Origin of the sequence: Duganella sp. sic0402 (assembly GCF_019219065.1) — a bacterium.
Classification (GTDB): domain Bacteria; phylum Pseudomonadota; class Gammaproteobacteria; order Burkholderiales; family Burkholderiaceae_D; genus Rugamonas.
Genome location: NZ_JAHUWK010000001.1, coordinates 1259205 through 1274001, shown reverse-complemented (window position 1 = coordinate 1274001; position 14797 = coordinate 1259205). Strand labels below are relative to the sequence as shown.

The 14797-nt window shown below is 60.6% G+C and carries 16 protein-coding genes; 9 read left to right on the top strand and 7 right to left on the bottom strand.

Annotated elements, in window-relative coordinates:
• Positions 1-553 (top strand): transposase (locus KW842_RS05500; protein ID WP_218303042.1); only part of this gene is annotated, 553 nt, incomplete at its 5' end.
• Here KW842_RS05500 and KW842_RS05495 read toward each other — a convergent pair.
• From KW842_RS05495 to KW842_RS05475, 5 genes are read right to left on the bottom strand one after another with little or no spacing between them, the layout of a single operon-like run.
• Positions 538-1863, bottom strand: a complete 1326-nt coding sequence (locus tag KW842_RS05495) for an LLM class flavin-dependent oxidoreductase (protein ID WP_218303041.1) — start codon at positions 1861-1863, stop codon at positions 538-540. The two genes, KW842_RS05500 and KW842_RS05495, sit on opposite strands and share 16 nt — an antisense overlap.
• A complete protein-coding gene (locus tag KW842_RS05490; protein WP_218303040.1) occupies positions 1863-2675 on the bottom strand; it encodes a MetQ/NlpA family ABC transporter substrate-binding protein in 813 nt (270 codons plus the stop codon). Before KW842_RS05490 ends, KW842_RS05495 begins: the two co-directional genes overlap by 1 nt.
• 14 nt (positions 2676-2689) lie before the next feature.
• Complete coding sequence (locus tag KW842_RS05485; protein WP_218303039.1) at positions 2690-3382, bottom strand: methionine ABC transporter permease; 693 nt, start codon at positions 3380-3382, stop codon at positions 2690-2692.
• Entirely contained in the window at positions 3375-4172 is a 798-nt protein-coding gene (locus KW842_RS05480; RefSeq protein ID WP_218303038.1) for a methionine ABC transporter ATP-binding protein, read from the bottom strand. The genes KW842_RS05485 and KW842_RS05480 overlap by 8 nt, the downstream gene beginning before the upstream one ends.
• Positions 4172-5368: an acyl-CoA dehydrogenase family protein gene (locus tag KW842_RS05475; RefSeq protein ID WP_218303037.1), complete on the bottom strand. Its 1197-nt coding sequence runs from the start codon at positions 5366-5368 to the stop codon at positions 4172-4174. Before KW842_RS05475 ends, KW842_RS05480 begins: the two co-directional genes overlap by 1 nt.
• A 197-nt stretch (positions 5369-5565) precedes the next feature.
• Here KW842_RS05475 and ssuE point away from each other — a divergent pair, with 197 nt between their 5' ends.
• The 8 genes from ssuE (at position 5566) to KW842_RS05435 (ending at position 12874) form a co-directional block, all read left to right on the top strand.
• The gene (gene ssuE, locus KW842_RS05470; RefSeq protein ID WP_218303036.1) at positions 5566-6153 is read left to right on the top strand and encodes an NADPH-dependent FMN reductase; all 588 of its coding nucleotides are present in this window, start codon (positions 5566-5568) and stop codon (positions 6151-6153) included.
• Positions 6154-6162: 9 nt separating this feature from the next.
• Positions 6163-7146 (top strand): sulfonate ABC transporter substrate-binding protein, encoded by a 984-nt coding sequence (locus KW842_RS05465; protein ID WP_218303035.1) that lies wholly within the window; start codon positions 6163-6165, stop codon positions 7144-7146.
• A 16-nt stretch (positions 7147-7162) separates the two neighbouring features.
• On the top strand, positions 7163-8308 hold the full coding sequence (ssuD, locus tag KW842_RS05460; protein ID WP_218303116.1) for an FMNH2-dependent alkanesulfonate monooxygenase: 1146 nt from the start codon (positions 7163-7165) through the stop codon (positions 8306-8308).
• Between the two features lies 1 nt (position 8309).
• A complete protein-coding gene (gene ssuC, locus KW842_RS05455; protein WP_218303034.1) occupies positions 8310-9068 on the top strand; it encodes an aliphatic sulfonate ABC transporter permease SsuC in 759 nt (252 codons plus the stop codon).
• Between the two features lie 9 nt (positions 9069-9077).
• The gene (locus KW842_RS05450) at positions 9078-9902 is read left to right on the top strand and encodes an ATP-binding cassette domain-containing protein (RefSeq protein ID WP_218303033.1); all 825 of its coding nucleotides are present in this window, start codon (positions 9078-9080) and stop codon (positions 9900-9902) included.
• A 208-nt stretch (positions 9903-10110) separates the two neighbouring features.
• A complete protein-coding gene (locus tag KW842_RS05445; RefSeq protein ID WP_218303032.1) occupies positions 10111-10677 on the top strand; it encodes a YceI family protein in 567 nt (188 codons plus the stop codon).
• An 89-nt stretch (positions 10678-10766) separates the two neighbouring features.
• Positions 10767-12527, top strand: a complete 1761-nt coding sequence (locus KW842_RS05440) for an amidohydrolase (protein ID WP_218303031.1) — start codon at positions 10767-10769, stop codon at positions 12525-12527.
• Positions 12528-12658: 131 nt separating this feature from the next.
• Positions 12659-12874: a hypothetical protein gene (locus KW842_RS05435; RefSeq protein WP_218303118.1), complete on the top strand. Its 216-nt coding sequence runs from the start codon at positions 12659-12661 to the stop codon at positions 12872-12874.
• A 255-nt stretch (positions 12875-13129) separates the two neighbouring features.
• Here the strand turns inward: KW842_RS05435 and KW842_RS05430 are convergent, their stop codons facing one another.
• Both KW842_RS05430 and KW842_RS05425 read right to left on the bottom strand, forming a co-directional pair.
• Positions 13130-14023, bottom strand: coding sequence for a PAS domain-containing protein (locus KW842_RS05430; protein WP_218303030.1), 894 nt, complete (start codon positions 14021-14023; stop codon positions 13130-13132).
• 326 nt (positions 14024-14349) lie between these two features.
• A complete protein-coding gene (locus tag KW842_RS05425) occupies positions 14350-14712 on the bottom strand; it encodes a hypothetical protein (protein ID WP_218303029.1) in 363 nt (120 codons plus the stop codon).
• Positions 14713-14797: the final 85 nt, after the last annotated feature.

Here is a 14797-nt window from a genome sequence, read left to right as displayed (position 1 = left end):
GGAAAGCTACGAGGTCAGCGGCATGGCCGAGGTGGCCGAGCACGCGCGTTCGCTCATTGCCTGGCTTGACACCGAGATCAAGCAACTGGAAGACGACGTGGATGACCACATCGACCGCCATCCCGGCATCAAGCACGATGCACAGCTCATCACCAGTATTCCAGGCATTGGTAACACCACCGCTGCTCGCATCTTAGGGCACTTGGGCGACATCCGGCGTTTTAGCAGCGCTAAGGCTTTGGCTGCATTTCTCGGGGTGACGCCGCGTCAGCGCAGTTCGGGAAGCTCGATCAAGGGCCGTACCATCATGAGTCGAAACGGCAGCACCTCAATGCGAGCTGCGCTTTACATGCCTGGCATGGTGGCCAGCCGCCACAACCCATTGCTACACCAGTTTGCTCTGCGTCTGGCCACCAACGGCATGGCGAAAAAAGCCGTAATCGGCGCCGTGATGCATAAGCTCGTGCATCTCATCTATGGTGTCATTCGTACCGGCAAGCCCTTTGACGCCAATTACCTTTCAAAAGGGCTTGCTATTCAAGACGGTATCTGACCCCGGATTTTTTGGCGGAGAGTGCCGGGAGGATATTCTTTGCGGTAGCGGCCGCGCCGTTGCAGTTCGGGGACGATGAGGTCGACTACGTCGCGCATGCTTTCGTGCGAGAGGGCGTAGGCGAGGTTGAAGCCGTCGATGCCGGTTTGGTCTTGCCATCGTTCGAGCTGGTCGGCCACTTGCTGCGCGTCGCCGACGAGCACGGGACCGCGGCCGCCCAGTCCGATGAATTCGGCGGCTTCGCGGACTGTCCATGTGCGCTTGGGATCGGCGGCGCTGAAGGAGGCGAGCGCGGAGCGGCCGGCTTCGGAGTCGATGTATTCGATGGTGGCGTCAAGCGGGAAGCGGCTGAAGTCGACGCCGGTCCAGCCGGAGAGCAAGGCTAGCGCTGCTTCGATGTCGATGTAGCGCTTGTAGTCCTGGTATTTTGCTTGTGCTTCGGCTTCGGTTGGCGCGGTGATGATGAGCGCTTGTGCGTAGATTTTCAAGTCTTCGCCATTGCGGCCGGCCGCGCGCACGGCGGCGCGCAGGTCGTCGGCGTATTTTTTCACTACCTTGATGCTTGGACCGCTGACGAAGGTGCATTCGGCGTGCCTGGCGGCGAACGCCGTGCCGCGCGGCGACGTGCCGGCCTGGTAGAGCAGCGGCGTGCGTTGCGGCGACGGTTCGCACAGGTGGAAGCCGGGCACCTTGAAGTATTTGCCTTCGTGATTAATCGGGTGGATGCGCGCTGGCTCGGCGTAGACGCCGCGCTGTTTGTCGTTGACCACCGCATCGTCGTCCCAGCTTTGCTCCCACAGCTTGTGGACCACTTCCATGTATTCGTCGGCCAGGTCGTAGCGTTCGTCGTGGCTCAGTTGCTGGTCAAGTCCAAGGTTGCGCGCTGCGCTGTCCAGATATCCGGTCACGATGTTCCAGCCGATGCGGCCGCGCGTCAGGTGGTCGAGCGTCGACATGCGGCGTGCAAACGTGTACGGATGCTCATACGTCAACGCGCACGTTACGCCGAAGCCGAGGTGTTTGGTAACCTGCGCCATCAGCGGCACCAGCGCCAGCGGATCATTCAGTGGCGCTTGAACTGCGTGGCGCAGTGCCGTGTCAGCGCTGCCTTGATAGACATCGTAGGCACCCAGTACATCGGCCAGGAAAATGGCGTCGAACAGGCCGCGTTCCAGCAGCTGCGCCAGTTCGGTCCAGTAGTCCGGATCGGTGTAGCGGTGCGCCTCGGCGCGCGGGTGAGTCCACAGTCCGGGCGACTGGTGACTCACGGTGTTCATTTGAAAAGCGTTGAAGCGTATCGGTTTGGGCATTACTTTTCCAGGGCGAGCTGGTAGTCGGTCTTGGCGTAGTCCTGGAAGTGCTTGTTGGTGATGGCGAGGAATTCACGCGAGCGATACGCGGCGGCGATGTCCTTGGCGAACTGCTTGTCCTTGTCGGCGGTGCGCACGGCCACCAGGTTGGCGTAGGCCGGCGAAATTTTTTCGGTGATCAGCGCGTCCTTCAGCTTGAGGCCCGACGCCTGTGCGTAGTTACCGTTGATGAACGCGTAGTCGGCATCCTGCAAGGAGCGTGGCAGTTGCGCGGCTTCCAGCGGCAGCAGCTTGAGTTTCTTGATGTTGACAGCCACATCCCGCTCCGACGCCTTGAGCGGATCGGTTTTTTCTTTCAGCTTGATCCAGCCCTGCTGGTCCATCAGCACCAATGCGCGCGCCTGGTTGGTCGGGTCGTTCGGCAGGGCGATGCTGGTGCCTTCCTTCACATCGCCCAGCGTTTTATGCTTTTTGCTGTAGAGAGCGATCGGCGCGGTCGGAATCTTGATCAGCTCCGACAAGGCCAGCTTGTGGTCAGCCGAGAATTTGCTCAGGTAGATGATGTGCTGGAAGACATTGGCGTCCAGCGAGCCTTCGGCCAGCGCGAAGTTGGGCTGGATGTAGTCATTGAACTCAATGATCTTGACCTTGTAGCCCTGTTTTTCCAGGATGGGCTTGATGCCGATCTTGAGCTGGTCGGCGTAGGGGCCGGCGCTGGTGCCGATGACCAGTTCTTTCGGATCTTTGGCATAAGCGGCAAAGCTGACGGCGGCGGCCATTGCGGCCACCAGCAGGGTGCGGCGAGTGTTCATGTGTTTCCTTGTTGTTAGCGTTTATCGATGCGTTTGGCGATACGGTTGCCGGTGATCTGGATGGCCTGGACCATGAGGATCAGGATGGCGACGGTGGCGAACATGATGTCGGTTTCGTAGCGGTAGTAGCCGTAGCGGATGGCGAGGTCGCCGATGCCGCCACCGCCGACCACGCCGGCGACGGCGGTGTAGGAGAGGAAGCTGATGGCCAGCACGGTCAGCGCCAGTACCAGTCCGGAGCGCGCTTCAAGCAACAGCACGCGCACAATGATCTGTAGCTCCGATGCGCCCATTGCGTGCGCTGCTTCGATGACGCCCTTGGGCACTTCGCGCAGGTTTTGTTCGACCAGCCGCGCGAAGTAGGGTATCGCCGCGAACGATAAGGGCACCGCAGCAGCCAATGGTCCGATCGAGGTCCCGGCAATGCTGCGCGTGAGCGGCCCCAGTACCACCAGCAGGATGATGAAGGGGAAGGAGCGGATCACGTTGACGATCCAGCCTACGATCAGCGCCGTAGGGCGGTTGCGCAAGGACTGGCCGTCGCCGACCAGGAACAGCAGGATGCCCAGCGGGCCGCCGATCAGCAATGCGGACGACAGGCCGATGCCGAGCATGAGCAGGGTCTGGCCGAAAGCGTCCCAGATTTCCGGCGTCATATCGTTGATGTTGTTGAGGGATGCGCCGAGCTGCGAGAGAAGTTCAGACATAGTCGTTCTCCGGAAGCGGGGCGATGGCCGCGAGCACGCTGGCTGCGGCGGTGGCGGCAAGTTCCCGGCCTAGCGAGGTCTGGCGCGGTGCTGTCAGGCTGGCGGCGTCGTTCAGCGCAAATTGCTCGGCGATGGCGCCGTTCTCGATGACGGCGACCTGGTTGCAGATTTCGCCAATCACGTCCAGTTCATGGCTGACGATGACGATGGTGACGCCCAGCCGGACATTGATGTCCTTCAGCGTGGCCAGCAGCGAACGCGTGGTTTCCGCATCCAGCGCAGAGGTCGGCTCGTCGCACAGCAGCACCGCCGGCTTGCTGGCCAAAGCACGCGCAATTGCCACGCGCTGTTTCTGGCCGCCGGAGAGTTGGGCAGGATAGCTGTCCGCCTTGTCGGAAAGGCCAACCAGGTCGAGGCAGTCCGCTACCCGTGCGGCGATCTGCTGCTTGTCCTGGCCGCCGTGGATGTGCAAAGGGAAGGCAACGTTGTCGAACACGCTGGCGTTTTGCAGCAGGTTGAACTGCTGGAAAATCATGCCGATGTTGGCGCGGGCGTCGCGCAGGTCGCGCTTGGACAGCGAAGTCAGTTCGCGGCCATCCACAGTGATGGCGCCGGCGTCGGGGCGCTCCAGCAGATTGATCAGGCGCAGCAGCGTTGATTTGCCGGCGCCGCTTTTGCCGATCAGGCCAAAGATATCGCCCTGGCTGATGTCCAGCGATACGTCGCGCACTGCGTGGAAGGCGCCAAAGGATTTGCTCGCATGTTCGATGCGAATCAGGGGAGTAGTCATCAGGAGTAAGCAGTTGGTTCAGGCAGCGTGCCGTCGAGCGCATAGCGCCCGAGGTCGCGGATTTTGTAGTCGACCGGATCGTGCAGGGTGTGCACGCGCACATTGCGCCAGAAGCGGTCATAGCCAAATTTGCTGGAAGTTGAGCGCGCGCCGGTCAGTTCGAAGAACTCGCTGCTGACATCCACGCCCGCCTGGTGCGCCAGCACCTTGGCTTCGGCGACGGCCACCGCCAGCTCGCCGCGCTGCTGTGCGGTCAGGGCGGAGCCGAGACGGAACAGGCGGTCCAGCTGTCCGGCGGCGTGGTCGGCCAGCACGGCGGCAGGGCGCAGCTTGAGCCACAACTGGCCAAGGCGGTGCTGGATCAGCGTATCATCGCCAGCCCTCTCGACGCCGGAGGCGAACCAGGGGCGCGCTTCTTTCCCGATGTAGCCGCGTGCTGCCTCGAATGCGCCTTCGCCGATGCCCAGATACAGATTCGCCATGATCAGCTGTGCCACTTGCGAGCGCAAGGTCGCCTGCACGGTCGGCTTGGCGCCAGGCGCCTGCAGCACCTGGGTGGACGGTAGCGACACCTGATTGAAATGCACATTGCCGCTGTCGGTTTGCTTCTGGCCGAAGGCGTCCCAATCCGCTTGCACCGACACGCCGTGCTGGCGGGTGGGCACTACGCCGATCAATGCCGACTGGGTCTCTTCGTGCCATGCCGAGATGGTCAGCCAGTCCGAGCCCACGGAGCCGGACGAAAAACTCTTCACGCCATCCAGCTGGAAGCCATAATCGGCGTCGGTGGCGCTGGTGCGCTTGTCCAGCGGATTAAGCGCATTACCCCAGAAAAGATTCTGCTCCACCGTCTGCGTCAGGAAGCGGCGCTGCTGCTGCGCGCTGCCGTACAGCTGTATGCCGGCCAGTTGCAGGTGATGGAAGCCGAAGATGTGCGCCAGTGCGCTGTCAGCGCGGGCCAGGATGCGGATCACCTGATAAACAGTAGGCCAGTCGGCGCCCTGGCCGCCATAGACGGTGGGGATGGACAGCGTGAGCAGACCGGAGGCGCGTATCCATTCGCGTTCCTGCGCCGCATGGCCGCCCGCCTGGTCGCGGGCATTGGCGGTGGTGGCCAGCCGCTGCGCCAGGTCAGTCGCGATCTGGAGCGGATCGTGCGCACGGTTGTGCGACGTTTTTAGTAAGGCATGAGACATGGTATGTCCACTGTATGGAGGTATCGGTTTTGCTAGTATGCAGACGCCCCTAAACGCAGTACACGAAGAATTCCGGGTTTTCTTATGCGGAAAACGCATGCAATGGATTTTGCATATCGAAGCGTAAAACTATTCGTTTTGAATTCAAACGTGGACATTTATGCTAAACGCCACGATCAAAATCAGGGGACCACACCATGAGCATTCTTCTCGTCAGCGGCAGCCCGGCAGCGCCTTCCAGTACCGGCCGTTTGCTGGACCATGTCGGCGACAAGCTGGCTGCGCTGGGCCATCGCCACAGCAAGCTGCAAGTGCGCGACCTGCCCGCGAAAGCCTTGCTGCATGCGGATTTCGCCGATCTGGCACTGAAGCGTGCGATGGATGCCGTGGCCGAGGCGGACGCCATTGTGATCGCTACCCCTATTTATAAAGCTTCCTATACCGGCGTGCTGAAAGCCTTCCTGGACCTGCTGCCGCAGGACGGTTTGAAGGACAAAGTGGTGCTGCCGCTGGCCACCGGCGGCAGCCAGTCGCACATGCTGGCGCTGGATTATGCGCTGCGCCCGGTGCTGCACGCGCTGGATGCGCGCCAGGTGTTCACCAGCATCTTTGCGACTTCGCAGCAGCTGACCTGGAATGATGTCAGCGGCTTGACGGTGGACCCGGCCATCGCCTGGCGTGTGCAGGCTGGCGTGGACGCGCTGTCCGCGTCGCTGAACGCCTTGCGCTCGCAGGCGGATGATGTGTTTATTACGCAGGCGCAGCCAGTGCGCCTGGCGCGCTAAGGAGGCCGCATGCGCATCGATCAAAAACGCGCCTCGCGCCGGCATACCCTGGGCCTGCTGTTTGCAGCGGGCGTGATGGCCGCAAGCAGCTCGGCGCCAGCACAGGCGCAGGCCAGGCAGGAAGTGCGCATCGGTTATCAGAAATATGGCACGCTGACTTTGCTGAAAGGGCGCGGCACGCTGGAACAGCGTCTCGCCTCGCGCAATGTCACCGTCAAATGGACCGAATTCCCGGCCGGCCCGCAGCTGCTGGAAGGACTGAACGTCGGCAGCGTGGACTTCGGCACCGTCGGCGAAGCGCCGCCTATCTTTGCGCAGGCGGCCGGCGCCAATCTGGTTTACGTCGGCAACGAGCCGCCATCGCCAGGTAGCGAGGCGATCGTCGTGCCCAAGGATTCCAGGCTGCGCAGCGTCGCCGACCTGAAAGGCAAGAAAGTCGCGCTGAACAAGGGCTCCAACGTGCATTACCTGCTGGTGAAGGCGCTGGAGAAGGCTGGCGTGGACTACAAGGATATCAGCGTCGTCTACCTGCCGCCAGCCGATGCGCGCGCTGCTTTTGAGCGTGGCGCGGTGGACGCCTGGGTGATCTGGGACCCGTTCCTGGCCGCTGCCGAGAAGCAGATCAGCGCGCGCGTGCTGGCCGATGGCAAAGGCCTGGTGGCCAACCATCAGTTCTACCTTGCTGCGCGTCCTTACGCCGAGAAGAATGGCGAGATTATCCGCATCCTGCTGGAAGAAATCGCCAAGGTTGACGATTGGGGAGCGAAGAATCCGAAGGAAGTTGCGCAGATCCTTGCGGCCCAGACCGGCCTGGATGTGGACGTGGTGGCGCTGGCCGCTTCGCGCTACAGCTACGGCGTCAAGCCGATCAGCAACGAGGTGCTGGAACAGCAGCAAAAGCTCGCGGATGCCTTCGCCAAACTGAAACTGATCCCGAAACCAATCGCGGTCAAAGATGCACAGCTGCCGGCGAAGCAACTGGCGGCGCAATAAGGAATGTCGAATGTCTCTGAATTTGTTCTGGTTTATTCCGACGCACGGCGATAGCCGCTACCTTGGCACTTCCAAGGGCGCGCGTCCTATCGACGCTAATTATCTGAAGCAGGTGGCGGTGGCCGCTGACACGCTGGGCTACGACGGCGTGCTGCTGCCGACTGGGCGCTCCTGCGAGGACGCCTGGGTGGTGGCGTCGTCGCTGATCCATGTGACGCAGAAGCTGAAGTTCCTGGTGGCGATCCGCCCCGGATTGACCACGCCAGGGCTGGCGGTGCGCATGGCGTCAACTTTCGATCGCCTGTCCAATGGCCGGCTGCTGATTAACGTTGTCACCGGCGGCGACCAGGGTGAACTGGAAGCGGACGGGCTGTTTGCCGATCACGCCAAGCGCTATGAAATTTCGGATGAGTTCATCCGCGTGTGGCGCGCGTCGCTGACGGGCGAGGGCGGCGACAAGGGCTATGACTTTGAAGGCAAGCATATCACCGTCAAGGGCGCCAAGACGCTGTACCCGCCGGTGCAGAAGCCGTACCCGCCGCTGTACTTCGGCGGCTCGTCGGAGCCGGCCCATGAACTGGCGGCCGAGCAGATGGATGTCTACCTGACCTGGGGCGAGCCGCCGGCTGCGGTTGCGGCCAAGCTGGATGATATCCGCGCGCGCGCCGCCAAACATGGCCGCAGCGTCAAATTCGGCATCCGCCTGCACGTCATCGTCCGCGAAACCAATGAGGAAGCGTGGCGTGCGGCCGATGAACTGATCAGCCACCTGGACGATGAAACCATCTCCAAGGCGCAGGCGGCATTCGCCAAAATGGATTCGGTAGGACAGCAACGAATGGCAGCTTTGCACGGTGGCCGCCGTGACAAGCTCGAAGTATCCCCCAACCTTTGGGCCGGCGTGGGACTGGTGCGTGGTGGCGCCGGAACCGCGCTGGTGGGGGACCCCGACACCGTGGCCGCGCGTATCCGTGAATACGCCGAGCTGGGTATCGAGACCTTTATCTTCTCGGGCTATCCGCACCTGGAAGAGTCGTACCGCTTTGCGGAGCTGGTGTTCCCGCTGCTGGGCAAGGGCAAGGACCACGGCGAGCAATCGCTGACCGGCCCGTTCGGCGAGATCATGGCCAGCGATATCCTGCCCAAGAAGAAGGCCGCGTAAGATGAAGAAGCAAAGCGCATGGACTCCGTGGGTGCTGCCGGTACTGCTGATCGCGGTCTGGCAGTTGTCGTCGCAACTGGGCTGGCTGTCCAGCCGCATCCTGCCCGAGCCGTGGGCTGTGGCCAAGGCCTTCTGGGCGCTGGCCGTATCCGGCGAGCTGTGGACGCATCTGCGCACCAGCTTGTGGCGTGCGGCCAGCGGCTTCGCCATCGGCGCCGGCCTGGGCCTGGCGCTTGGCCTGCTGACCGGCAGCTTCCGCCGCGCGGAAACGCTGCTCGACACCACGCTGCAAATGATCCGCAATATTCCGGCGCTGGCGCTGATCCCGCTGGTGATACTGTGGTTCGGCATCGATGAAACGGCCAAGCTGTTCCTGCTGGCGGTGGGGGTGTTCTTCCCGGTGTATCTGAATACCTTCCATGGCATCCGTTCGGCGGACCAGGGACTGATTGAAATGGCGCGCAGCTACGGCTTGTCCGGCTGGCCGCTATACCGTGACGTGATCCTGCCGGCGGCGCTGCCTTCGATACTGGTCGGCGTGCGCTTCTCGCTGGGCCTGGTGTGGGTGCTGCTGATTGTGGCGGAGACGATTTCGGCGCAGGCGGGCATCGGCTATATGACCATGAACGCCCGTGAATTCCTGCAAACCGATGTGGTGCTGGTCGGGATACTGCTGTACGCCTTGCTGGGCAAGGCTGCCGATCTGGTGTCGCGCGGGCTGGAAAAACACTTCCTGCGCTGGAATCCAGCCTACCGTTAAGGAGAACGCATGTCTATTTCAAGCACTTTATTCGATACGGGAGCGCTGCCGCGCGAGAGCGCGACCTGGACTTCTGCGCCGCCGCCGCGTCGCCAGGGCGTGTCGCTGAATCTCGATAGCGTGAGCAAGTCATTCGGTGCGCGCCAGGTGCTGCATGATGTACAGCTGGATTTGCAGCCGGGCGAATTCGTCGCCGTGGTCGGGCGCAGCGGCTGCGGCAAGAGCACGCTGCTGCGCGCTGTCGCCGGGCTGGAGACGGTGGAGCAGGGCAGTATCCGCATTGGTCAGGGCAGCATCGCCGCCAGCATCCGCATCATGTTCCAGGAGGCGCGCCTGCTGCCATGGAAGACGGTGCTGGAGAATGTGGCAATCGGCTTGCCACGCTCGCTGAACGCGGCGGCTGCCACGCTGGCGACGGTTGGTCTGGCCGAGCGTGCAGATGATTGGCCGGCCGAGCTATCCGGCGGCCAGCGTCAGCGGGTGGCGCTGGCGCGCGCGCTGCTGCATGAGCCGCAATTGCTGCTGCTGGACGAGCCCTTGGGCGCGCTGGATGCGCTGACCCGCATCGAGATGCAGCAGCTGATTGAATCGCTATGGCTGTCGCGCGGTTTCACCGCTGTATTGGTCACGCACGATGTGCAGGAAGCGTTGGCGCTGGCTGACCGTGTGGTGCTGATCGAGGAAGGGCGCGTTACGCTCGATATGAAAGTCGATCTGCCGCGTCCGCGTGCGCGTGGCAATGCCGCCTTCGCCGCACTGGAACAGCGTTTGCTGAGCCGTATCCTGCATCAAACTCCCGCCGCCGAGGCAGCCGCTATCGCCGCTGCCGCCTGATTTGCAGCCGGTTTACCCGCTCGGGTAAGCCGGCTGCATGCCTTAAGACAGATACCCTTCGCCTGGCGTTCCGTTATGATAACGGCACGCAGATATGATCGATTTTATCGATAGTAAAGCGGTAAATTTTTCGTTTTACAACTTTAGATGTCGCGAGCATAATCGTCCTCACTCGAACAATCTTGTTCACCACATTAGGAGTTTCTAAATGAAAAAAATCGTTGCCCTGCTGATCGCCGCTGGTGTTTCCCTGTCCGCCTTCGCCGCACCTGAAACTTTCTCGTCGGACGAAAATCACACTTTCTCCAGCTTCAGCTACAGCCACTTGGGCTTCTCGACCCAGCAAAGCCGCTTCAACAACACCAAAGCCAAGTTCACCATTGACCGCGCCGCCAAGACCGGTTCGGTAGAAGCGACCATCGATGCCAAATCGGTCGACACCGGCTCGAAACTGTTCGATCAGCACATCCAGGGCGAACAATTCCTGGACACCGCCAAGTTCCCGACCATCACCTACAAGTCGACCAAGGTCAACTTCAAAGGCGACGTGCCGGCCACCGTGGAAGGCAACCTGACCGTCAAAGGCGTCACCAAGCCAGTCACCCTGACCATCACCCACTTCAAATGCGCTGATCACCCAATGGCCAAGAAACTGGCTTGCGGCGCCAACGCTACCGCGACCATCAAGCGCACCGAGTTCAACGCCGGCGCCTACGCACCGAACGTTGGCGACGACGTGACCCTGACCTTCGCCATCGAAGCACTGAAAGACTAATTCGAGAGAACTGAGCTGGCCTCAATTCTCTGACACGCTGCCGGCGCGGCATACCAACCGCGCCGGCATTTTATTTTCCAGGAGTAGTTATGAAATTGACCCAGCTTGCATTCGCGGCGGCCATCGCCTGTGCGTTCTCCGCGCACGCCACCGACCTGATCATTACCAATGGCAAGGTCGCCACCATGACCAAAGAGGGCGCCTTTGCGCAGGCCCTGGCGATCAAGGACGGCAAAATCGAAGCCGTGGGCAGCAACGCCCAGATCCTCAAGCTCAAATCCTCCAGCACGCAAGTCATCGACGCCGCCGGCAAGACCGTGATTCCCGGCCTGAACGACTCGCACCTGCACATCATCCGCGAAGGCCTCAACTATAACGCCGAGCTGCGCTGGGATGGCGTCACCTCGCTGAAGAAGGCCTTGCAGATGCTCAAAGAGCAGGCGGCGCGCACGCCGGATGGCGAATGGGTCAAAGTGGTCGGCGGCTGGAACGAATTCCAGTTTGAAGAAAAGCGCTTGCCGACGCTGGAAGAAATCAACGAAGCGGTGCCCGACAAGCCGGTCTTCCTGTTGTACCTGTACGGCCTTGGCTTCCTGAACAAGAAGGGCATCGAAACGCTGGGTTACGACGCCAACACCAAGTTCAAGGATGGCGTGGTCGAGCTGGGCGCGGATGGCAAGCCGACCGGCAAGCTGATCGCCAAGCCGAACGCCGCCATCCTGTATGGCACGCTGGCCAAGACCAATGTGCTGTCGCGCGAGCAGCAACTGAACTCGACCCAGCAGTACTACACCGAATTGAACCGCCTTGGCCTGACCAGCGCGATTGACGCGGGCGGCGGCGGCCAGGCCTATCCGGACGACTACGCGGTCAGCCTGGAGCTGGCCAGGAATGGCAAGCTGACCGTGCGCACCTCCTACTACCTGTTTGCGCAAAAGCCGGGCAAGGAGCTGGAAGACTACCAGCGCTGGCTGACGCTGAGCAAGCCCGACAAGAACGATCACCTGTTCTACGCCAACGGTTACAACACTGAAGGCGGCGGTGAGAACCTGGTGTGGAGCGCGGCCGACTTCGAAAACTTCCTGGAGCCGCGTCCGGACATGCCGTCGCATATGGAGAGCGAGCTGGAACCGGTGCTGCGCCTGCTGATCAAAAACCGCTGGCCGTTCCGCATCCACGCCACCTATGACGAGAGCATCGACCGGGATCTGGCGGTGATCGAAAAAGTGAATCAAGACACGCCGCTGAACGGTCTGCGCTGGTTCTTCGACCACGCCGAAACCATCAGCGACAAGCAACTGGCGCGCGTGAAAGCGCTGGGCGGCGGCATCGCCGTGCAGAACCGCATGTACTTCCAGGGCGAGCTGTACTGGAAACAATACGGCGAGCAAACCCGTCAGATGCCACCGATCAAGAAAATGCTGGAGATGAAGATTCCGGTCGGCCTGGGCACGGACGGCACGCGCGTGTCGAGCTACGGTCCGTGGCCGTCGATCTACTGGGCGGTCAGCGGCAAGACGGCGGGCGGCCTGCAAGTCTGGCAGCAGAAAGACGTGCTGAGCCGCTATCAGGCGCTGAAACTGATGACCCAGGGCAGCGCGTGGATGAGCGGCGAAGAGAAGCTGAAAGGCACGCTGTCCAAAGGCCAATATGCCGATGTGGTGATCCTGCCGCAAGACTACTTCACGATGGACGTCGAGAACATCAAAAACCTCGGATCCAGCCTGACCATCGTCAACGGCAAAGTCGTCTACGCCGCCCCGGAATACCAGCAATACGCCCCCACCAGGCTGGATGTATTGCCCGACTGGAGCCCGGTGAAATACTACGGTGGCTATCAGAACAAGTAACGCTGCGGCCGGAATTAATTGTGGAATGATAGGAGCCTGACATTGACTTTGTGCGGGCGTCGTCCATACTCCTTGAGCGCATCACCGATCGGGCGGCAGCCCCACTCTCACCAAGGATCATGATGAACGTTATGCTAGCCCCCAGCCAGGAAGCAGCTCCAGCCGCACCTTTGTTCCAGCCCCGCCATGATGACGCCTGCAGCGCTGTGGTCGAGCGCGGAATTATCGTGCAGAACAGCTTTAACACCGTCTGCGCGATTGAGTACATGAAGTCGCACAATGTCCATCCGCGCATCATCGAGCGCGTCCTGCTGCATCCGGAACAGCGCCGCCAGGCAGCCCATTGATATGCGCTGCCGCTGTTTAGTTATGCACAAATCATGTTGACAAGAATTTTTTTGAAAAGTTTTCTTGTTACAATGCGTGATAATCTAAGTCATTGATTTAAAACACTTTTGCTTTTGCCTCTTGGATGGGCAGTTTGTAGAAAACCGCGCCGTTACAGGCGATATTCATTGTCAATGGGGGTATATCCACATAGATATCCACAGCAATTGTGGATATCTGAAAAAAGGCTTATGGATCCGATACTTAAGCCAGTCTTAAAGTGGTTTTTTGAGCGCCTGCAAGATGCTGCCGACGATGATGGCGCCGCCATCGTCACTGCTGGCGGTAATGCGTAGGCGCACCTCTTGTCCATCGCGTCGCCAGGCGGTGACGACATCGGTCCAGGCTTCGCCATCCTTGAGCGCCTGTAGCGCATCGGCCAACTGGTCCTGCGGGTAGGGCGGGGCGTGCAGCAGGCGTGGATCGGCACCCAGCAGTTCTTCCCGGCTGAACTGGAAGGCGGCGCAGAATTTGTCGTTGACCGAGGTGAACTTGCCGCGCATGTCCAGCGTGGCGATCACCGCGTGCTGATCCACCGCCACCAGTAGCTTGCGCGCCTGCGCCAGTTCGGCCTGCAGGCTTGCCGTATGCTGATGCGCTTCCTCCAGGCCCGCATAGGCACGCAGCGACGAGATCACCGTGGTAAACAGCTTGCGCGTGGTCAGGTCGGTCTTGCACCAGAAGTCATTGATGTCGTAATCGAGAATGATGCTATGTTCCAGCGCCTGTCCCGGCTGGCCGGTACGCAGCACGATGCGCACCAGGTTGTTATGCAGCGTGTCGCGGATCTGGCGTGCCACCTGCAAACCAGCGTCGCTGGTTTCCATGATCACGTCCAGCAGCACCAGCGCGATGTCTGGCGTGTTGCGCAGCACGTTCAGCGCCTCCTCGCCGCTGTAGGCGTGCAGGAAGCTCAGGCGGCGCCCCTGGAAGCAGGCGTTGCTCAGGGAGAATTTGGTGACAACGTGCACATCCACGTCGTCATCGACGATCAGCACGCGCCAGGGTGGCGGCGCCGGGGTCGCATTCGCGCTGCCAGCTTGCGCCTGATTAGCCGGCTGCGCTTCGTCTTCTATCATCCAATCGGTATCGTCGTCGTTCTGATTCATGCAGGCTATCCCATGGTAAGTCGAACAGTCCGAACTCCAGAGTGACACTATTCCTCGCCAGCACTTTTGTCAAAGGATTCCCTGTGCGGCGCAACAACGGTGTGTCCCTTCTCACTTATGCACATAAAATTTATTTTCAAGATGCGGAAAAGCCGTCAAGCCGCGACTTTCCATATTTTGTAAGTGCTTGATTTTACGTGATAAAAATTCTGCCTGTGGATTAGGCATTTTGTTGTAGAGCCTGCTGTTACTGGGTTTCTGGCCTGTCAAGTGGCGGTTATTCACACCCTTATCCACAGTTGATGTGGATATCTGAAAAAACCACTTTAAATACGTACGCTTATCCCATTTTGCTGAGAAAAAGCTTGCGTTCTGTCTTCAGAGAGATGGCGGCTCAGCAAAATCAGGAACACTACCAGCGCATGCAGGGCCAGCGCAAAGGTAATGGCCAGATTGGCGTCGTTGCCGGCCAGCGTAGTATAGGCCAGCAATGCCAGCGCCGGAGACAGGCCGTAACGGTCGGATTTTAACAGTTGTCGGGCGTCCAGTTTTGCCCAGGCGACGATGCCGGCAGCAAACAAGACCCAGCCGGCCGATGGATAAGCCAGTGCCGCCAGCGCAATGGCGGACAGCAGGGCGATGGCGCTGACGGGCAGCGGCAGGGAATGCAGGCGGCGTTGGATGTTCATGATGGTATTCTTTCAATGCTGTGGATCTTGTGTACAGCTTAATGTCCTGACTTTAATTGGTAAAATTTATTGTTTCTATTTATTT